This is a genomic window from Burkholderia sp. Ed8 (assembly GCF_040761425.1).
Taxonomy (GTDB): domain Bacteria; phylum Pseudomonadota; class Gammaproteobacteria; order Burkholderiales; family Burkholderiaceae; genus Burkholderia; species Burkholderia seminalis.
The window spans coordinates 406,961-426,630 of sequence record NZ_CP142889.1; the positions used below are offsets into that span (position 1 = coordinate 406,961).

Genomic DNA, 19,670 nt, shown 5'->3' on the forward strand with positions numbered 1-19,670 from the left:
CACTTTCCGGATTTCGACGCCAATGTCAGCTACCAATCTCACTGTCAACGGACTCAGCAAACGCTACGGCGATTTCGTCGCGCTTGCCCCGATGGATCTCGACGTCGCCCAGGGCGAATTCCTGACCCTCCTCGGGCCGAGCGGATCGGGCAAGACCACTTTGCTCAGCCTGATCGCGGGGCTGTCGCATCCCGATAGCGGCAGCATTCACATCAACGGGACCGACGTAACCTACGGCGCGCCGTACGAACGTGACATCGGCATGGTGTTTCAGAACTATGCGCTGTTCCCGCACATGACGGTGGGCGAAAACATCGCGTTCCCGTTGCAGATGCGCAAGGTCGACGCCGCCGCGACGCGTAAGCGCGTCGCCGAAGCACTGGAGATGGTGCATCTTCCGCACTTGGCCGGGCGTTATCCTCGCGAGCTGTCCGGTGGCCAGCAGCAGCGGATCGCGCTGGCGCGTTGCATGGTGTATCGCCCGTCGATCATCCTGATGGACGAGCCCCTGGGCGCGCTCGACAAGAAGCTGCGCGATCACATGCAGCTCGAAATCAAGCGCATTCACCGCGACCTCGGCACCACGATCGTCTACGTGACACACGATCAGGAAGAGGCGATGACGATGTCGGACCGCATCTGCCTAATGAACGCCGGCGCGATCGCACAACTTGGCACGCCTGCTGATCTGTATTTTCGGCCCAAAAGCGTGTTTGTGGCCGATTTCCTCGGCGAATCGAATCTGCTCGACGCCACGGTGTCGTCGCGCGACGACGAACGCGTGGGTATCGCCATCGGCGGGCGCCACTGCGGTCACGCGATGGCGTACGACGGCAGCCTGCGCCCCGGCAGCAAGGCGCGGATCATGATCCGTCCGCAGAACCTGCATGTGGAAGCCGGCAACATCGGTGCGAACCAGCCGAACCAGGCGGAGTCGATGCAGGCGCGGCTCACCGACATCATGGTGACCGGCGGCATGACGAAGCTGTATTTGCAGGCCATCGAGCCCGTGAACGGCGGCACGGAAGTGATCGCCGCGTTCCCGACCAACCGGCTCGGCGAGCAATACGAGATCGGCCAGGCGCTGCGCCTGCGCTGGTCGGCGTCCGATGCCGTCGCGATTGCGGAGTAAGTCATGAATCCTTTCGCGCTCACTGTTCCCGCCGAGGCGAACCGCACTGGCCTGCAACGGCTGCGCTGGCGCCGCGCGCTGCGCATCGCCGCGATGGTCGCGCCGATCGTCGTGCTTCTGGCGGTGTTCCTGATTTACCCCGTCGGGCAATTGCTGCTGCTGAGCATTCGCGACGACAGCGGCTTCTCGCTCACCGAATACCGACGGCTGTTCGCGTCGCCCGTCTACATCGAAGTGCTGTGGGTGACGATGAAAATCTCGCTGCTCACGACGTTCTTTTCAGTGCTGACCGCGTATCCCGTCGCGCTGTTCATTTCGACGCTCACGCGCGAGCGCAAGAGCAAGGTGTTGTACTGGGTGCTGCTGTCGTTCTGGACCAGCTTTCTCGTACGTACGTTCGCATGGGTGGTGCTGCTCGGGCGCAACGGCGTCATCAACTGGACGCTGATGCATCTCGGCATCATCGATCAGCCGCTCGATCTCCTCTACAACCTGTCCGCCGTGATCGTCGGCATGGTGCATGCGCTGATGCCGCTCGCGATCCTCACGATGCTTTCAGTGATGGAGAATATCGACCGTCGCCTGCCGACCGCTGCGGCGACGCTTGGCGCGCGCCCGGGCACCGTGTTCTGGAAGGTGTATTTCCCGCTCTCGCTGCCGGGCGTCGCGTCGTCGGCGCTGATGGTGTTCGTCACCGCGATCGGCTTCTTCATCACGCCGGCGCTGCTCGGCGGCCGTCGCCAGACCATGATCACGCAGCTCATCATCGACCAGGTGATGCAGGCGCTGAACTGGCGCTTCGCTGGCGCGATCTCGGTGCTGTTGCTCGTGGTGGTGCTGGTGGTGTTCGTGGTCTACGACCGCATGGTGGGCCTTTCGACGATGGCCGGCGGCAGCTCCACGACGGGCACGCCGCAGAGCGGCCGCCGCTGGAGCCGAAAGGCCGGCGACGTCGTGCTGACCGCGCTCGGAAATCTGACCGACGCCGTGTTGCATATCGTGCCGACGCCGCGCCGCAGCGCGAGCGGCGACAAGCAGCGTTCGCTCCGCACGGTGGTCTGGCTGATCCTGATCTTCTTGAGCGCGCCCGCGTTCCTCATGATTCCGCTGTCGTTCGACTCGCTCTCGGGTCTCGCGTGGCCGCCCCACGGCTTCTCGTTGCAGTGGTATCAGCAGGTCGCGGATTCGCCGCTCTGGATGCAGGCCGTCACGCGGTCGCTCTTGGTCGGCGTGGGCACCGGCGTGCTTTCGATGGTGATCGGTACACCCGCCGCGTTCCTGCTCGTGCGCGGCGGCCTCAAGTGGAATGCGGCGATGCTGGCCTTCGTGCTCGCGCCGATTGTGGTGCCGCGCATGATTCTGGCGGTCGGGGTGTTCTACTTCTTCGCCCGCATCGGCCTGGTCGGCTCGTCGTTCGGGCTGATACTCGCGCATACGGTCGTGGCTGTGCCCTACGTCGTCATCACGATGATGGCGGTGCTGCGCAACTACGACGTGCGTCTCGATCTCGCCGCGCAGAGCATGGGCGCACGCCGTTTCACGACACTGCGCCGCGTGACGTTCCCGATTCTCGGCGCGGGTTTGATGTCGTCGTTCCTGTTCGCGTTTGCCACGTCGTTCGATGAACTCACGATTGCGCTGTTCACCTCGGGCGGTTTGAGCACGACGCTCCCCAAGCAGTTCTGGGACGAGACGACCATGCAGATCTCGCCCGTGATCGCTGCCGTCTCGACGTGCTTGTTTGTCTTCATTTCGGTGCTGATCGCGGTTGCAGACCGCCTGCGCCGCCGCAGTCTGGCTTCCTGACTGGTTTTCCTTGAGAGATTGATTGAATGATCACTTCACAAAATCTGCGCGGCATCCTGCCCGCGATCCCGACGCCGGTCCATGCGGATGACACGATCGACGTCGACGCCGCGCGCAACCTGCTGCGTTACCTGCTCAAACAGGGCATCGACGGTCTGGTTCCGCTCGGCGGCACTGGCGAATACGGCGCGCTCCCGCGTGCTGAACGCATCCGCATGGCCGAGTTGTCGGTCAAGGAAGTCAACGGCGACGTGCCGGTGATCGCAGGCGTGCTCGACCCGGGCTATCACGACGCATTGCAGGCCGGCAAGGAGTTCGCCGCCGCGGGCGCGGACGGGCTGCTGGTGCTAACGCCGTACTACACGAACCCGACCCAGCAGGGCATTCGCGACTACTTCTTGCGCTATGCGGACGAGTCGCCGGTGCCGATCCTGATCTACGAAATTCCGTACCGCACGCGCATTGCAATCGCGCCGGAGGTGCTGCACGAGCTGTCTCGTCACGAACGCATCATCGGCATGAAGGCATGCAACACGGACATGTGGCACTTCCTGCGCACGGTGGCGGGCGTCGACGAATCGTTCTCCGTGCTGAGCGGCGAGGACACGCTGTTCCCGATGCACTTCGCGGCAGGCGCGCGCGGCGGCATCGTCGTGACCGCGACGCTGTTGCCGACCGCGTGGCGCAAGATTCAGGAGCATGTCGAGAACGGCCGCATCGGGCAAGCGCTCGAATTGCATCGGTCGCTGATTCCTCTCATGAATCTCGCGTTCGCGGAGACGAATCCGGGGCCCATGAAGGCAGTGATGGATCTGATCGGCGTCGACGCGCCGCATATGCTCGCACCGCTCGTGAAGCCAGATGCCGCGCTGGCCACGAAGCTGCGTTCCGAGCTCGCGAAGCAGCTCGCCCTGTTCGAGCCGGGGGTTGCCGCCTGAGCGGCGCTGCTACGTCAGCGACGGAAAGTGGAAAGCCGTGACTTCGAAATGGAAGTCGCGGCGACCTGAATGTGTTTGGCGAGTTCGGCTTCGGCGCGCTCGATCGACCAGCGCGAGGTGGGCACGGCGATGTTGATGGCGGCGACTGCGGTGCCACCATGATCGGTGATCGGCGCGGCCACGGCGATGTCGCCCAGCACGGTTTCGTTCTCGACGATGGCATAGCCGCGCCGCGTCGCGACCCGGATGCGTTCGAGCAGCTTGTCGGGATTGATTTCGGTGTAGGGCGTGATCGGTTCAAGGCGCGTCTGGGCGAGGATGCGTTTGACCTGCGCCTCGGGCAAGCGCGACAGGATAGCGATACCGGATGCGGTGAACATGGCTGGCAGGCGCGCACCCACGACGATATCGACATTGACGAGGTGACGGCCCGGGAAGCGCGCGACGAACACGATTTCAGTGCCGTCGAGCTCCTGGAGATTGGTGGTCTCGCCGATTTGTCGGCTGATTTCGAGGAGATAGGGCGACGCCTTGTCGACGAGTTCATTGGCGCGAATGTAGTTGTATGAAAACTGCAGCACCTTCGAGGTGAGACCGTAATTTCGGGTGTCCGGCACGCGATAGAGATAGCCGAGTTCCTCCAGCGTATGCACGACGCGCTGGGTGGCGCTGCGATCGAGATCGGCTACGCGCGCGATGTCGCCTAGCGTCATGTGACGGCTCGGTCCGTCGAAGGCGTGCAGCACGCGAAACGTCTTTTCTGTCGAGCCGATGAACAGCGACGAACGCTCGGCTTTGCGTGCGCTTTCCGTTTTGCGCGGGGATTCGGAGGTAGTTTTCGGCATGGACAGTCCGTAGGAGACGGATGGCGGCCAGGTGGCGACGCATCGATTTTCAATCAGTGTAATTGTAATGCAATTATTTTCTCGCGGAACTTCAGGGGCCGACATGCTGGCTTGTATTGACGATTACCGCCGTGCCGCTCGGGCACGCCTTGCCGGGATTGCATGGGATTACCTCGAAGGCGCGGCCGAAGATGGCGATTCGATGCGCGCGGCGCGCAACAGCTACGGGCGATGGCAGTTCAGGCCGCGTGTCCTGGCGAATGTGTCCGCGTGCTCGCCGGCCACTTCGATATGGGACCGCGAAGTCGCTGCACCGATGATCGTCGGACCAACCGGGCTCAATGGTCTGTTCTGGCCGAGGGGCGACGAGATACTGGCGGCGGCCGCAGCCGAAGCGGGTTTGCCGTTCGTCGTGTCCACGGCGGCAACGTCGTTGCTGGAGGACGTGCGTGCCGCTGCACCGGATGCGGATCTGTGGCTTCAGTTGTACGTGCAGCGCGACCGCGCGATCGCCGAGGACATGATGCGGCGCGCGAGCGATGCGGCGTTCAGCACGCTGGTGTTGACGGTCGATACGCCCGTTCATGGCAATCGCGACCACGATGTGCGCAATGGCTTTCGCATGCCGCTGAGGCCGTCGGCGAAGTTGTTGCTGGACTGCGTCCGGCATCCGCGGTGGTCGTGCCAGATGCTGTGGCACGGCGTGCCGCAACTGCGCAACATCGCGAAGAGCGTGGGCGAAGCCGAGAACCTGGACCGGCAGGCCGCGTTGCTGAGCCGAGAGATGGACCTGGCGTTGCAATGGTCCGATGTCACGTGGATACGGCGTCATTGGCGCGGGCGCGTGGTCGTTAAAGGCATTCTGGATGTCGATGACGCACTTCTCGCTCGCGACGCCGGCGCGGATGGCGTCGTGCTGTCGAATCATGGCGGCAGGCAGCTTGCGAGCGCGCCTGCGCCACTCGACGTGCTGCCGGCGATTCATCGGCAGGTGGGCCGCGATCTGCGCGTTTTCGTCGATGGTGGCGCGCGGCGCGGTTCGGACGTCGTCAAGGCAGTCTCGCTTGGCGCGACAGCGGTGCTGCTCGGACGCGCACCGCTCTACGGGCTGGCCGCGCGAGGCAAGAGCGGTGTCTCGCATGTGCTCGCGCTGATGAAAGCGGAAATGAATACGACGATGACGCTGCTTGGACGAACCCGAGTCGAGAGCTTGAATCGCGAGTGTGTACGGCCTATTGGGACTTCATTGGCGGAAGTCGATTAAGCGAGTCTGACGAATACTTTTGTACTTGTCTCGCTTCTTCGCTTAGATCTACTTATGCGCAGAACTGCGTGCACTGCAAGACCTGCGACATCAAGGACCCGACGCAGAACATCGTGTGGGTCACGCCGGAAGGCGGCGGCGGGCCGAATTACCCGAATATGTAATGACGCAGTCCACCGATCGCGCTGCGTCGAAATCAATGAACACCTCATCCAGATAGCGAGCCACTCATGAAGATTGCATTTATCGGCGCAGGAAATATGGCGAGCGCGCTTATCGGCGGATTGATCAGCCGTGGTGCCGCTCCGGGCGATATCGCCGCGATCGACCCGGGCGCAGAAGCGCGCGCGAAATGCAGCACGACGTTCGGCATCGACGCACACGAACGCATCGATTCGGGGCTGTCGGAAAGCGACGTGATCGTGCTGGCCGTCAAGCCTCAACAGATGCAGGCAACCTGTGCATCGATCTCGCCACTGCTGCGGGGACAGCTCGTCATTAGCGTTGCTGCGGGCGTTCGGGTGCGGGAACTGTCGAACTGGCTGGGCGGGCACACACGCGTGGTGCGCGCCATGCCGAACACGCCCGCGTTGATCGGTTTGGGCGCTACGGGTCTTTTTGCATCCCCGGAAGTCGGTGGCGATGATCGCGAAGACGCATCGACGATTCTCGGCGCGGTGGGCGTTGTCAGCTGGTTCGACGCCGAGGACGATCTGGATTCGGTGACGGCGATCTCGGGTAGCGGGCCCGCTTACGTTTTCTATTTCATCGAAGCGATGCAGGCGGCCGCTGAAGAGTTCGGATTCTCGTCGGCGCAGGCACGCGCGCTGACGCTTGCGACATTCAAAGGCGCCGTGCAACTTGCGTTCGAATCGACCGATCCAGTGAGCGTGCTGCGCGAACGCGTGACCTCAAAGGGGGGACAACGGCTGCTGCGCTCGCCGCATTCGCGCGGGCCGATGTCGCCACGAGCATCAAGCGCGGTGTGCTCGCGGCGAAAGTTCGCTCGAAACAGCTCGGCGACGAATGGGTTTCTGTATAACGACGCGATTCGCCGGCAGAGTCGAAAGATCCAAAGCGAAAAATTGCGCACTTCCACCCGACAAGCGGCTTTGTCACGTGTTCGAGCGCGGCGTGATCTAAGCTATGAAACGATCCGCCGTTGGTGCGACAAGTTCGGCGTCGGTTTCGCCCACCGGATCAAGGCCAACCGGCGGCGCCTTGGAGCCACCTGGCACCTCGACGAAATCTTCGTGACGCTGCGTGGCGAGCCGCATTCGCTGTGGCGCGCGGTCGACGAGCAGGGCACCGAAATCGACATCTTGCTGCAGAATCTACGCGACAAGGCCGCAGCCAAACGCTTCTTTCAGCGAGTGCTGCGCTCGTGCTCCGCACCGAACAAGATCGTCACCGATCAGTTGCGCAGCTATCCGGCGGCCAAGGCAGATGTTCCGGAACTCGTAAACGCGGAGCATATTTTCGTCAAAGCGGCTGCCCGCGTGAACAACCGAGCGAGAACAGTCATCAGCCTACACGCGAACGTGAGCGCCGCATGCGAGGCTTCCGGCTTCCGACTGCCAGAGCGCACGCAGGCATTCCTGGGTATTAATTTTACATAATGTTGATGATCAACTTTTTTGTGTGTAGCAGCTATATCCTAATGTCGTGTTCGGGGGTTTCGGCGCGTGCTGGCGGCGGTTCGAACTGCCGGAGCGCATCGTGGGGCAACCTGGACTGATCACCATGAGCATGCGGGAGCTGGATCGTCTGAAGGTCGTGGAAGCTGTGGTCGAGCAGCGTCTGATGCCTTGGCGGGCCGCGGAGCGGCTCGGGATCAGTCGACGGCAGATTGAACGGCTGGTCGCCCGGTATCGGGCTGCTGGCCCGGCCGGTCCGATTTTTCCAGCGTAGGAGACTCCCAACGAACTTCGTAGCTTCCATCCATTGCGTTTACTGCCGAGGCGGCGCCAATTGCCACGCTCGCAACACTGCACGCCATGAAGAAAGCTTTTTCAGCTTGTACACCTGCTTCGGCTGCCGGCCGTGCGGAGCACTGGCTAGCGCGCCAGGTTGGTTTCCTGTTTATCGGCTTGCACGGCGATTACTTGATCAACTGCATCCCTGCGACCTTGGCGGCCCCGACATCAAAGGTAGCCGTGTACTCACAATCGGCTGCATGGCCGGAACGCTCGATCAGGCAGTCTGCGAAATCCGCCTTTGAAGATGCCGCGTACACGCGAAGTGCCTTTCGCACCGTGTCCGCACCTTCAACTGCCAGTTCCTTGGTGCCGATCATCGAGTCGATGATGTCCTTCATCTGCTCGCGCTCAACGCCGTAGCACCGCCCGAGCACCCACACAACTTCGACCAAGGCGACCTGCGAAACGTATCCCGGCCGCTCGGTCGACAGAGACTCCATCAGCGCCGTCGCCTTCCTCGACTGTACGTCGTCGTCCTGGGCGAAGTAGCGGACCAGCACGTTCGTATCCAATCCGATCATTTCGCGGATGCTCCTTGGTCCGCGATGGCTCGATTCATTTCCTCGATCGACACCGGTTTCGCGGGCTTTTTCACGATGCCCTTGAGCGACGCAAGCGACCGCGTGGCCGGATAGACCTCATACCTGCCAGTTCCCTCGTTAAAGCTGAACTCGATCCGGTCGCCGGCCTGCAAACCAAGCTGATTGCGCACGTCCACGGGAATCGTGACCTGACCCTTTGATGTGATGGTTGCTGCTGTCATGATGGTACCTCCTATATTCCTTACTTTAAGGTAAGGCGATCGCTCACGCAAGGGCAAGATCGATGCATCCACCACACTCGGTCCGACAGGTTCGGCGACCGTCGCACCTTCCCCTGGAAGCCGTTGTCCGGCCCGGGGCCGCCGGCACCCTCCCGATTCTTCCTGGAGCACGTCCATCATGAAAATTTCGTCCACCCGCAGCGGCGCCGTTTCCGAACACACGCAGGACAGCCCGGCCGGGCATCCCGCAGGAAAACCGCGGGCGCCTGCCGCATCGTTAGGATAGCTTTCCAATTTGTCAGCGATGGCTCGCCCGAAGCGGGGTGCAGGTGCAACGGGCCCCGCGATGGGTGCGGACAATGGCACCACGCCGTTTCATGCCGGCACGCAGAACGATTGCGGCCTGCATACCATCGCGTCCCTGACCGGCTGGTCCGAACCCACGGTGGTGCAGAAGCTCGGGCTGTCGGAGCAGGACGTGAAAGACATCAGTGCGCACGGCATGCAGCCCGATACGGTGACCGCCGCGTTCAAGCACATCAACAACGGCAACGTCGAGCATCGCCAGGGCACCGCCGACGATCTCGTCAAGGGGCTGGCTCAATTCCCGGAAGGTCACCAGTTCGCGCTCGGCATGCAGCGCGATTCGGGCATCGGCCACCTGGTGACCGCGAAACGTGTCGGCGACCGCCTCGATATCACCGATCGTCAAATCAACCAGACGACGTCGGTCCGCAGTGAGCAGGAGCTTCAGCAATACCTGCAGCAACAGGGCGCGTCGAAAATCCACACCTGGTACGACAAGTAAACGGGGCACCGGCAACCGGTGCCCTGCCCGATGCCGGCCGGGCATCGCCGAGCAGCGCCTCGGCGGCGGCACGCGGCTTCCATCTGCCGATCATGCGCCGGACAGGGAGAACGGCATGCCACGCCTATCGTCCGCCGTGACCTGCATCTGCAAGCGCGCGGATGAGCCGGTTCTATCTGGTCGGCGTTCAATGGGAGAAGCCCGGGCGACCCAGGACGCGTTGACCCGACACTCCATGGACGGACGCATGCCGGACCGTGCGATGCTCGATCGAGGCTGACACGACGACATCGGGCTGCGGAACCCGCTGCCGATTCGACACGAGCAATTCGTGCGTCGACAATGGGAAGCCACGACTGCGGAGCGGGAAACACTGAGTCAGGCGGGTGCGCAGGCAGACCGCCTTTCCGCGCGCTACGATTCTATCGTCGCATTGCCCGACGCGCTGTCGGGCAACATCCGGCATCAAGGGACCGGGCCATTCGTCCGCGTTCGCTTGACCGCGATTCAGCGCGACGGTGCGCCCGCATGCCGTGCTCGCGAGCGCACCGTCTCTTCCATTCGACAATACGCTCGGCTCTACAGCCCCTCACCTCGTCCAAGCTGAAACACCGACACGACCTCCACGAGTTCCCGGGACTGCTGACGCAGACTGATGGCCGCTGCCGCCGTTTGCTCGACCAACGCGGCGTTTTGCTGCGTCGTACGCTCCATCTGGCCGACGGCTTCGCCGATCTGGGCCACGCCGAGCGATTGCTCGGTGCTGGCGGCGCTGATTTCGCTCATCGTCTCGGTGACGCGACGGATCGAGTTCACGACTTCGGTCATCGCCACCCACGCGCGCTCGACTTCCGCCGAGCCTTGAGCGACGCGCCCCGCGCTCGAGCCGATCAGCTTCTTGATCTCCTTGGCCGCATCGGCCGAACGTCCGGCCAGGCTGCGCACCTCGCTGGCAACGACCGCGAAACCTCTGCCCTGCTCGCCGGCACGCGCAGCCTCGACCGCGGCATTCAAGGCCAGGATGTTCGTCTGAAAGGCAATGCTGTCGATGACACCCGTGATATCCGAGATTCGATGGGAACTGTCGTGGATGCCCTTCATGGTCGCCACAACCTGGTTGATCACTTCGCCGCATTGCGCGGTAACCGTGGACGCGTTCACGGCCAATTGATTCGCTTCGTGAGCGTTATCGGCATTCCGGGCCACCGTGGAACTCAGTTCTTCCATGGACGCGGCGGTTTGCTCGAGCGCACTGGCCTGGCTCTCCGTGCGGGAGCTGAGATCGTCGTTGCCCTGTGCGATTTCGGCACTCGCCGCCGCCAGGTTATCCGAGCCGCGGCGCACATTGGAAACCACGCGAAGAAGTGCAGCTTGCATGTCACGCAAGCTGCCGAGCAATTGGCCGAGTTCGTCCGTGCCATGAACATCGACACGAACGCTAAGGTCGCCTCTGGCCACTCGATGCGCGACGTCCGTCGCGCGCATGAGCGGCCGGGTAATACTGCTGGTGATCAGCCATCCACATACCACGCTCAGCAGCATGCCGACCACGCCGAACGCGATCATCAACGTGCGCCCGAATTGATAATTTGCGTCGATCTCGGCCGCGAGTCCGTCGATTTCCACGCGCTGGTACTTCACCAACGCGTCGACTTTGTCGACCAATTGCCGCGCGGTCGGTATGAACTGCTGTTCGAGCAACTGGTCGGCCTGTTCCGCTTTTCCTTCTTTCTTCAACGCATAGATCCGATCCCGGATAGCGAGGAAAAGCTTGCGTTGTTCGCCGATGGCAGCGAACAAGCGCTTTTCCGTGCTCGACGTCATCAGCGCCTCGATGGCCGTTTGCTTCGCCGCAGACACTTTCGATGCAGCAATGGCTTCGTCGTTGAAATAGCTGGCCAGCCCCGGATCGGCACTCTTGGCAATCGCGGTAGTCCGCGTAACCGCGACGCTGATTTGCCGGGACCAGTCATTGACCAGCCGTTCGGTCTGCAACGGCTTGGCGACCAGGTCGCGGGTTGCCTGGGCAACGGAAGACAAACGCAGCAGTCCGATGACGATCCCGATCAACGACATCGCCAATACCAAGGCAAAACCGAGCCCCAGCCGCTTGCCGATGTTCAACTTCGAAATAACGGTCAACATACCTTTCACTCGTTCATATTGATGAAAAATTGATGAATTCAAGACACGTGATTAATTCGGTTTACTGAGTATTTTTATTATCGTCACGCATCGAATAAACTTGAGGAAAGATGCCGTTCTGGACAAGGTCCGCGCTTTCCCGTAGCGCCACTCCAGGCGGACATATGTTCTGCCCGCGAAGCGCGGGCGCGTGCCCGGCACTTCGCGCGCATCGTCATGCCGAGTACAAGGTGTCGACTGAACCGATCTCGCCTCGGAACGAGAATCGTCGAATATCTTTCAAGCCAACTCGGCTATTCGAGGCGTTGCATCGAGTCCGCTGCCTGTCATGCGTAAAACAAGCCGACATCGCGTGTAGCGGGATACCTGGTCGCGCATGTCGTTCCTGCATACGCGCGGGAATCCCGTAGCGACCGGGCCCGTTCTCCGTCATTGAAATGACTCGAATAAATCCGGAAAGCCACACTCCGAAGCAAGACCATTTTTATCGCATCAGTAAATTAATACGTGCTCGGCGATCGCCTGCTTCAACTCCTTCAAAACAAGCGTGAGAAGACGAGATACTTGCATTTCGACCCCGTCGCCCTCGACGGTAACGAGAGCACTCACCCTGTTTCCTTCGATGCTGCCGAGCCAGTCGAGGTCTTGCGGACGTGTCGACCACAATAGCAACGGCACGCCTCGCGGCAATTGACTCAACCGGTCCTCCCCGCTCGTCTTCGACGCATTGGACATGCTGCCCGACATCAGCGACTCGCTCCATGCACGGTGTGCATCAGCGGGATCGTCAATCTGGAGAAGCGCCACCTCCGGCACCGCCGTCAAGGAGGCTACGGTCGCTGAAACCGCGGCCACGCCAGGGCTTGGATCAACGACGACACACACGCGGGCCCGCTCCGAAGGCGGTAATAGCCAATTCCACATCGAGGCCTCCAACGATACCGCGTCCAGTTTCCTTGCACTCATTCCGACCTCGCCTCGCATTTCATCGAAACAGTCTCGGACCGCATCCGGTGAAGCAATCGCTCGATGCGCTGCCTATCGAAGATTCAACATCGATCGGCATCCCCGCAATGCACTCAAACTCAGCACGCCGAGCAGCATCAGGTAAAACGCCGGCGATGCCAAATTGCCTGTCTGATGTATCAACGATGCGACGATCAGCGGCGCGAAGCCGCCAAACAGCGTGACGCCGATGTTGTAGCTGATAGCCATACCGGTCGCCCGGGTTCCTGTCGGAAATACTTCCGACATCAACGCGGGTAGTGCGCCAAAATAGACCGCCTTCAGCGTCCCGATCCAGGCCATCATCGCAATGAGCCTTCCCAGATCGGGATGCGCCCCAAGCAATTTGAAGACCGGATAAATGGTCAAGATAAATGCTGTCCCGGCCCAGGTCATCAGTCTAACGCGGCCGATCTTGTCCGAAAGATAGCCAACGAACGGCGTGACGAACGTCAGGATGCCGCCGGTCAACATCGTTGCGATGAAGCCGAAACTGGCAGGCAGATGAAGTTCCCGCACCGCGTAGGTGGGAATATAAAGAATGACGTAACTGGCGCCAGTGGAAAGGACGAGCGTACCGATCGCCAACAACATTCTGGTTTTCTGATTGACGAACACCTCCCTTACCGGGAACGATTCGGGCCTTTCATGCCTTGCGCCATCGCTCTCATGCACGTGCTTTCGCAAGTACAGGCCGACGGGACCGATCAGCACGCCAAAGAGAAACGGCACGCGCCAACCCCATGAGTCGATCGCGTCTCCATCCAGGGTCAAGGTGAGGAGAACACCAAAACCGGCCGCGAGCATGTAGCTCAATCCCTGACTCGCGAACTGGAAGCTGGCGAACAATCCCTTGCGTTCGGGACACTGCTCCACCAGAAAGGCCGTTGTACTGCCAAATTCGCCGCCCGCGGAAAAACCCTGAAGCAATCGAGCGCAGATCACCAGGATCGGTGCTGTCACCCCGATCGACTCGTAACTCGGCGTCAGTGCGATCGTCGTCGTGCCGACCATCATCGTAACAATCGAAACCATCATCGATGCCTTGCGACCGCGACGATCCGCATACGAACCCAGCACGAGCGCGCCGATCGGCCTGGCCAAATACGAGATCGCGAATGTCCCGAAGGTCAGAAGCAGGGATACCCCACTGCTCGACGCCGGAAAGAAAGCCTTTGAAATCGAGATGGCGAAGAATCCGTAAATCAGTATGTCGAACCACTCCAACGCATTGCCGACGGTTGCGGCAGACACCAGTCGAAAAACGTTTGGCGCTCGTTCCCTTGTCGGCGCGGCATCCACCATTTCCATCGTACGCATCTCATTCTCCGTTAACTTACGATAACAAGTGCATTAAAAATGGGCGTCTTATGCCCGGTCGACACGTGCTCCTTCCCTGCGTCGATCTCGGACGGCGGATGCCGACTCCCCGAGATCCCAGAATATGCCGGCCATGATCTGCAGCGCCTCACGAGCGACGCTTCCAAGCAGGTGTTCGTTCGGGGCATGCTGGGAGCAGGCTCCGTACGAGTGCGGAATCCAGATCGTTGGAAGGCCCAGAACCTCGGAAAAGACGTCGTTTGGCAGAGACCCGCCAAGATTGGGAAGCAAATCGGGATGCTTGCCCGTCGTCTGCTCGATTGAATCGAGCGCCCATGCGACCCACGGATCTTCCGGCGGCAGACGCGTGGCGCCCATCCGCTCGCCGATCGCAACCTCGACCCTGTCGAAGCCGCACGCGTCGAGGCGACGCCGTAGAACTTCTTCGATACGCTCGCAATCCGTACCGACGACGTATCGGAGTTGGCAATGCGCATGCGCAACGGGAGGAATCGCCCCGATCGGGCTGGTCGGGTTACCGGTGGTGAAGGCCAGTACCTCAAGGGCGTTCCATGCATAGACACGCTCTTGAGCCGTCAAGCCAGGTTCTCCCCAATGACCGTCGACCTGAGGATCGTTGGGACCGCCGCCGACGGCAATATTCTTCAGCGCTGTTCGTACCGCAACCGGAATAGGCTTCGGCAACAGCGCGTCGACGAGGATCCGCCCACGCCCGTCGACGAGCGATGAAATGGCGTTGGCGAGTACGGTTCCGGCATTGCTGAGCGCCCCTCCCCAATTTCCGGAATGATGGGCGCCCGAACGGAGCCGGACGGAAAGCGTGAAGTTGACGAATCCGCGAGACCCAAGAAAAACACACGGGACATTCGATCTGGCCCGGGGGCCATCCGAAGCGATCAGAAGGTCGGCCGCGAGAAGGTTCTTGTGCTGCTCGCACACCGTGCGTAGCCCAGGCGATCCTGTCTCTTCCCCCATCTCGAGCAGCAGCGTCGCATTGAAACCCAGACGTCGATTCCTGGCCTCGATGACTTGCTCCAACGCGGCCAGGTTGATGGTGTGTTGCCCTTTGTTGTCCGCCGTGCCCCGCCCAAACCACCGGTCTCCTTCAACCGTAATGTTCCATGGCGACATCTGGTCCATCCACTGTCCGTCATAACCACGAACGACATCACCGTGCCCGTACATCAGCATCGTCGGAAGCGAGGGATCCTCGATACGCGTCGCAATCAAAAACGGCGCATGCCCTTCAACGGGGTTTTCGACAATACGCGACTCAAAACCAATACGGCCAATCGATGGGGCAATCTCGTCGACGAGGTATGCTCGAAGCTCGCTTAATCTTCCGGAATCCTGACTTTCCGTCATCATGTTGACGCGACGCGCGAGATCTTTCAGGAATCCACCCGAATCGAAATAGTTTGTGGCAGAGTCGATTGCTTGGCGGCGCGTCATCGTGATCCTCGCGTGTATCGTGGAAGAGCGGTGTGTTCAACCCTGATGAGTCAAGCGTACGGAACCAAAATGCGCACTACAATTGACTTTTTCGCCTGCCCCGCTTTCCGATAACGCAAACTTGGCGGCCCGTCATGCACAACGCTGCACTCCGATACTTCCTTGCCGTTGCAAACACCGGTTCGCTGAGCGAGGCGTCCGACAAGTTGCACGTTTCGATCTCGGCGATCAGCCGCCAGATCACGAAGCTCGAGGAGGAGATCGGCTGCCCGCTTTTCGAGCGTCAGGCGCGTGGCATGGTCCCCAACAAGGCCGGGGAGCTGCTGGCCGCGCATGTCCGGAGAACCCTGCTCGAAGGTCAGCAGGTGATCGAGGAGATCAAGGCGCTGAACTCATTCGATCGAAGCACCATCCGCGTCTCGGCGTCGGAAGCGTTTGCCCGGGATGTTCTCCCTCGCGCCATCACGCAATTCCTGGAAAGGTCACCCGGTACCTGTTTCGAGGTCGCGGTGACTGCGCCTGGCGATGTGACGGCACACGTACGGAGTGGCGAAGCGGATATCGGTCTGACCTTCGGTGTCGTACGAGAGCCGGAGATCAACGTCGAGTACACGCAAAGCGCGCCCATTTGCGCCGTCGTGCCTCGCACTCACGCGCTGGCCGGGCACGCGACCGTGTCGATGGCCGAGTTGCGGAATTTCCCGATTGCCCTGCTGGACCGCGGCACGACGATCCGCCAACTTTTCGATACGACCGCCAGCCTCGAGAATCTGCTCTTTGAGCCCGTTCTGACCTGCAACAACTCGAGCACGCTGTATGCGTTCACTCAAATGTCCGGTGTGGTGTCGCTGACTAGCCGCATGACGGTGCAGGCACGTCTGGCGGCGGACGGCCTGGTAGCAATTCCGATCGATCATCCGGGGATGTCGTTACGCGCGATCCAGATCCAGACGCTGGCCGGACGCGTGTTGTCCACCGTATTGGCGGACTTCGTTGGCGAATTGATCAAGCAGTTGCATACGGCCGAGTAGATACGCGGCGGCTTCGTACCGGCTCGTCGCCACCCAGTGCCGGCATGTCACGAACCGCGGCCGATCAAGAGAACACGAACCTGGGCAGGCCCCGTTGGCGTCTGCCCAGGAACGCGCCTTTCCTTTGGTTACCTTTCCTCGGAAGACAAGGAAAAGTGACCGCCGCCCCGCGTAGGGGCGACGCGAATAGACCGTCATTCGGTAGACCGAATTGTCTGTATGTCCGTCGCTTCCGACTCCATCTTGCAGCCGGAACGCAGCCAAGCCTTAACCGTTCTTGAACAAGAAGCTGTAGGCGTTCAGTGCGGGGACGCCGCCGAGGTGCGCATACAAAACCCGGGATCCTTCCGGAAACTCGCCCCGGCGCACCTTATCGATCATCCCGTGCATCGACTTGCCTTCATAAACCGGGTCGGTCAACATCCCCTCGGTCTTCGCGCTCAGTCGAATCGCTTCGAGCGTACCTTCCGACGGGAGGCCGTATTCTGGGCCCCCGTAGCGCGTGTCCAGCACCACATCCGCGGCCTTGATCGGCCGATCGAGTTCCACGAGGTCGGCGGTTTGGCGTGCGATGCGAAGAATCTGCTCGCGCGTCTGCTCGGGTTTGGCCGACGCATCGATCCCGATCACGCGATCCGCGCGTCCGTCCGCCGCGAACCCGACGACCATGCCGGCCTGCGTACTGCCGGTCACCGAACAAACGACGATGTAATCGAACTTGAATCCGAGTTCAGCTTCCTGGGCGCGAACTTCCTCCGCGAAACCGACAAACCCCAGGCCGCCGAGCCGATGCTCGGAACAACCGGCGGGGATCGGATACGGCTTCCCTCCCGCCTTGCGAACGCTCTCCATTGCGTCTTCCCAGCTGGGACGAATGCCGATGTCAAAACCGTCGCTGACCAGCCGAACGTCAGCGCCCATCATGCGAGACATCTGAATATTGCCGACGCGGTCATACACGGCGTCCGAGTAGTTGACCCAATTTTCCTGAACCAGCACGCATTTCAGCCCAAGATGAGCCGCGACTGCTGCGACCTGACGCGTCTGGTTCGACTGGATGCCGCCGATCGATACCAGCGTGTCGGCTCCGCTCGCCAGAACGTCCGGAACGATGTACTCGAGCTTCCGCGTCTTGTTGCCGCCGAACGCCAGACCGCTGTTGCAGTCTTCGCGTTTCGCATAGAGATGAACCTTGCCACCCAGCTCGGTGCTGAGACGGCGCAACTCATGGATGGGGGTGGGGCCGAAGGTCAGCTTGTGGCGAGGAAAGCGATCGAGGTTCACGGAAGTTCTCCGAAAGATGGGTCGGTGGGTTCCGACGCCTGATGTCGTCAGGGCGACCGGGCACGATGAAATTCTAGTTAATTGACCACGAAACGTGCTTGCAAACATGCGTTCGTTGTCGTGCCTTGAAATGCAATTTCCGCCATCCGGACGAATGGTTATTTTTTTGAATCGATGAAATAGACAACAAAATTTCTCGACAAATCTCACCCCGATGACGCGAGCCGCGTCGCGCTTGACCGTACGGACAAAGCGATCCTGCGAGCCCTTCAGAAGGACGCATCGATCTCGAACGTTGCGCTGGCGGCGAAGGTGAATTTGAGCGCGCCGGCCTGTCTGCGCCACGTGGAACGACTCAAGAGTCTGGGTTTGATCCGAGGAATCGTCGCGTTGCTCAACGCTCCTGCCCTCGACACAGGCATGGTCGTCCTCATCGGCGTCGTGCTGGATCGGTCGACTCCCGAATCCTTTTCCGCGTTTGAAAAAGCGGCCCAGAACGTATCCGGATGCGTGGAATGCCACGTGGTGACCGGCGAGTTCGACTACTTCATGGTGCTGTGCACCCGCGGTAGCGAACGCTTCAACCGACTCCATGCCGAGCAGCTTCTTTATCTTCCCGGCATATGTCAGATTCGGACTTTCACGGTGCTCAAACAGGTTTTTCCTTCGACCCGGATCGCTATATAGCGGACGACAGCGAACACGGCATCAGACCGGGCCGCCTGTTGATACAGCGAGCCATTCCGTTTTCGGAACATGACTTGCCGAGGAACAAAAATACGTGTGGTCGAAAACGATGTGATTCATGTTTCCTTCTGCCCGCAAAACCTTGGCTTGACGAAGGTCAAACCCGTGAAGACCGCCCGTGCGAAAAATTGCATATGCACGATCGCCGGTTGCCCGCGGGAGACATTCATGAGCACCAGCACTTCCCCCTTTCACGCGGCACCCGCTCTCCAGCGGGTGCTGATCGCCGTCGACGGTTCGACCGCATCCGCTCACGCGCTCGCGTATGCCAAAGCGTTCCTCCCGTCGAATGCAGCGGTGCACATCATTAGCGTTGCGGAAAATCCGAGAACGCTCGTCCCGCTCGGATCGAAAACCATGGCGTTCCTCGAATCCGCGCGCGCCGAGTTGCTCGGGGATGCATCTGATACGGTGTCGCGCGCCAAAGCCGCCATGGATCGCGGCGACCTCGTCGTCGACACGGAAGTCATCGACCTCGCCACGCGTGGCGGGGATGTCGTGGATGCGTTGGCCGACAGCGCACAAGCCTGGCAGGCCGACCTCCTGATCGTCGGCACACGTCAGCATCACGGCCTGCTCGGCTGGATCGAAGGCACGGTTTCCGGCCCGCTCGGCAAGCTCGTCGGCTGCCCGCTGCTGATCGTTCCGGACGGTTTCGCGTCGGTTGCCGAGCACCTGCCGCGGCGTATGGTGTTCGCCGTCGACGGAAGCGCGATTGCGTTCCACGCATTGCAAACGGGGTTGAAATTCTCGCGACCCGACACCGAATGCCGGGCCATCTACGTGCTCGATCGCCCGACATCGCTGGGTGATTTCGTCCCCGTCGAGACGCTGGAAGGCGCGTTGATCAGCGAAGGCAATCACGTACTGAAAAAGGCCATGACCCTGCTCGACGGCCCACCCGCCGGGCGCGCGCAGTCGCAACTGATTCGAACGGATCGCACCGGTGCGGACGTGCCTCACCTGATCGTGCAAGACGCGCTCGAATGGCATGCGGACCTGATCGTCCTGGGCACCCATGGGCGGCGCGGCGTCACGGGCTGGCTCGTCGGCAGCGTGGCCGGACGCGTTGCACGCATCGCGAAAACGCCGGTTCTTCTGGTGAGTGCGCCGCATGCGTGATGCGTTTC

16 protein-coding genes and 4 pseudogenes are annotated in these 19,670 nt (G+C 61.2%); 12 read left to right on the forward strand and 8 right to left on the reverse strand.

The genetic code is table 11. The features are described from left to right. Nucleotides 1–22: 22 nt before the first annotated feature. The 3 genes from VXM69_RS36060 (at nucleotide 23) to dapA (ending at nucleotide 3,876) form a co-directional block, all read left to right on the forward strand. Nucleotides 23–1,132, forward strand: coding sequence for an ABC transporter ATP-binding protein (locus VXM69_RS36060; protein ID WP_367190738.1), 1,110 nt, complete (start codon nucleotides 23–25; stop codon nucleotides 1,130–1,132). 93 nt (nucleotides 1,133–1,225) lie between these two features. Continuing rightward, nucleotides 1,226–2,938: an ABC transporter permease subunit gene (locus VXM69_RS36065; protein ID WP_226193875.1), complete on the forward strand. Its 1,713-nt coding sequence runs from the start codon at nucleotides 1,226–1,228 to the stop codon at nucleotides 2,936–2,938. 26 nt (nucleotides 2,939–2,964) lie between these two features. Further along, nucleotides 2,965–3,876: a 4-hydroxy-tetrahydrodipicolinate synthase gene (gene dapA, locus VXM69_RS36070; protein WP_367190739.1), complete on the forward strand. Its 912-nt coding sequence runs from the start codon at nucleotides 2,965–2,967 to the stop codon at nucleotides 3,874–3,876. 14 nt (nucleotides 3,877–3,890) lie between these two features. Here dapA and VXM69_RS36075 read toward each other — a convergent pair whose 3' ends face one another. Beyond that, on the reverse strand, nucleotides 3,891–4,721 hold the full coding sequence (locus VXM69_RS36075; protein ID WP_124608263.1) for an IclR family transcriptional regulator: 831 nt from the start codon (nucleotides 4,719–4,721) through the stop codon (nucleotides 3,891–3,893). A gap of 103 nt (nucleotides 4,722–4,824) precedes the next feature. Here VXM69_RS36075 and VXM69_RS36080 point away from each other — a divergent pair, with 103 nt between their 5' ends. The 5 genes and pseudogenes from VXM69_RS36080 to VXM69_RS36100 form a co-directional block, all read left to right on the forward strand. Beyond that, on the forward strand, nucleotides 4,825–5,985 hold the full coding sequence (locus VXM69_RS36080) for an alpha-hydroxy acid oxidase (protein ID WP_367190740.1): 1,161 nt from the start codon (nucleotides 4,825–4,827) through the stop codon (nucleotides 5,983–5,985). Between the two features lie 56 nt (nucleotides 5,986–6,041). Beyond that, nucleotides 6,042–6,149: pseudogene (locus VXM69_RS36085) on the forward strand (4Fe-4S dicluster domain-containing protein); the annotation flags it as partial. A 66-nt stretch (nucleotides 6,150–6,215) separates the two neighbouring features. After that, a pseudogene (proC, locus tag VXM69_RS36090) lies at nucleotides 6,216–7,027 on the forward strand (pyrroline-5-carboxylate reductase). Nucleotides 7,028–7,124: 97 nt separating this feature from the next. After that, nucleotides 7,125–7,561: pseudogene (locus VXM69_RS36095) on the forward strand (IS6 family transposase); the annotation flags it as partial. Nucleotides 7,562–7,704: 143 nt separating this feature from the next. Further along, a pseudogene (locus tag VXM69_RS36100) lies at nucleotides 7,705–7,878 on the forward strand (helix-turn-helix domain-containing protein); the annotation flags it as partial. Between the two features lie 208 nt (nucleotides 7,879–8,086). Here the strand turns inward: VXM69_RS36100 and VXM69_RS36105 are convergent. Both VXM69_RS36105 and VXM69_RS36110 read right to left on the reverse strand, forming a co-directional pair. Beyond that, nucleotides 8,087–8,485, reverse strand: coding sequence for a PIN domain-containing protein (locus tag VXM69_RS36105; RefSeq protein ID WP_034192154.1), 399 nt, complete (start codon nucleotides 8,483–8,485; stop codon nucleotides 8,087–8,089). Next, nucleotides 8,482–8,727 carry an AbrB/MazE/SpoVT family DNA-binding domain-containing protein gene (locus VXM69_RS36110; RefSeq protein WP_034192153.1) on the reverse strand — a complete coding sequence of 82 codons (246 nt, stop codon included), beginning with the start codon at nucleotides 8,725–8,727 and terminating at the stop codon, nucleotides 8,482–8,484. Before VXM69_RS36110 ends, VXM69_RS36105 begins: the two co-directional genes overlap by 4 nt. 346 nt (nucleotides 8,728–9,073) lie before the next feature. Here VXM69_RS36110 and VXM69_RS36115 point away from each other — a divergent pair, with 346 nt between their 5' ends. Further along, a complete protein-coding gene (locus VXM69_RS36115) occupies nucleotides 9,074–9,535 on the forward strand; it encodes a hypothetical protein (protein ID WP_367190741.1) in 462 nt (153 codons plus the stop codon). 579 nt (nucleotides 9,536–10,114) lie between these two features. Here the strand turns inward: VXM69_RS36115 and VXM69_RS36120 are convergent. From VXM69_RS36120 to VXM69_RS36135, 4 genes are all read right to left on the reverse strand, one after another. Next, nucleotides 10,115–11,680, reverse strand: coding sequence for a methyl-accepting chemotaxis protein (locus VXM69_RS36120; RefSeq protein WP_367190742.1), 1,566 nt, complete (start codon nucleotides 11,678–11,680; stop codon nucleotides 10,115–10,117). Nucleotides 11,681–12,172: 492 nt separating this feature from the next. Then, the gene (locus VXM69_RS36125) at nucleotides 12,173–12,646 is read right to left on the reverse strand and encodes a hypothetical protein (RefSeq protein ID WP_200087751.1); all 474 of its coding nucleotides are present in this window, start codon (nucleotides 12,644–12,646) and stop codon (nucleotides 12,173–12,175) included. 72 nt (nucleotides 12,647–12,718) lie between these two features. Continuing rightward, on the reverse strand, nucleotides 12,719–14,005 hold the full coding sequence (locus VXM69_RS36130) for an MFS transporter (RefSeq protein WP_367190743.1): 1,287 nt from the start codon (nucleotides 14,003–14,005) through the stop codon (nucleotides 12,719–12,721). Between the two features lie 48 nt (nucleotides 14,006–14,053). Further along, nucleotides 14,054–15,478: a M20 family metallopeptidase gene (locus VXM69_RS36135; RefSeq protein ID WP_367190744.1), complete on the reverse strand. Its 1,425-nt coding sequence runs from the start codon at nucleotides 15,476–15,478 to the stop codon at nucleotides 14,054–14,056. 134 nt (nucleotides 15,479–15,612) lie between these two features. Here VXM69_RS36135 and VXM69_RS36140 point away from each other — a divergent pair, with 134 nt between their 5' ends. After that, nucleotides 15,613–16,509, forward strand: a complete 897-nt coding sequence (locus VXM69_RS36140; protein WP_367190745.1) for a LysR family transcriptional regulator — start codon at nucleotides 15,613–15,615, stop codon at nucleotides 16,507–16,509. 267 nt (nucleotides 16,510–16,776) lie between these two features. Here the strand turns inward: VXM69_RS36140 and VXM69_RS36145 are convergent, their stop codons facing one another. Further along, nucleotides 16,777–17,793 (reverse strand): 1-aminocyclopropane-1-carboxylate deaminase, encoded by a 1,017-nt coding sequence (locus VXM69_RS36145; RefSeq protein WP_367190746.1) that lies wholly within the window; start codon nucleotides 17,791–17,793, stop codon nucleotides 16,777–16,779. A gap of 255 nt (nucleotides 17,794–18,048) precedes the next feature. Here VXM69_RS36145 and VXM69_RS36150 point away from each other — a divergent pair, with 255 nt between their 5' ends. Both VXM69_RS36150 and VXM69_RS36155 read left to right on the forward strand, forming a co-directional pair. Continuing rightward, entirely contained in the window at nucleotides 18,049–18,480 is a 432-nt protein-coding gene (locus VXM69_RS36150; RefSeq protein ID WP_367190790.1) for an Lrp/AsnC family transcriptional regulator, read from the forward strand. A gap of 228 nt (nucleotides 18,481–18,708) precedes the next feature. Then, nucleotides 18,709–19,662, forward strand: a complete 954-nt coding sequence (locus VXM69_RS36155) for a universal stress protein (RefSeq protein ID WP_367190747.1) — start codon at nucleotides 18,709–18,711, stop codon at nucleotides 19,660–19,662. The last annotated feature ends 8 nt before the right edge of the window (nucleotides 19,663–19,670 follow it).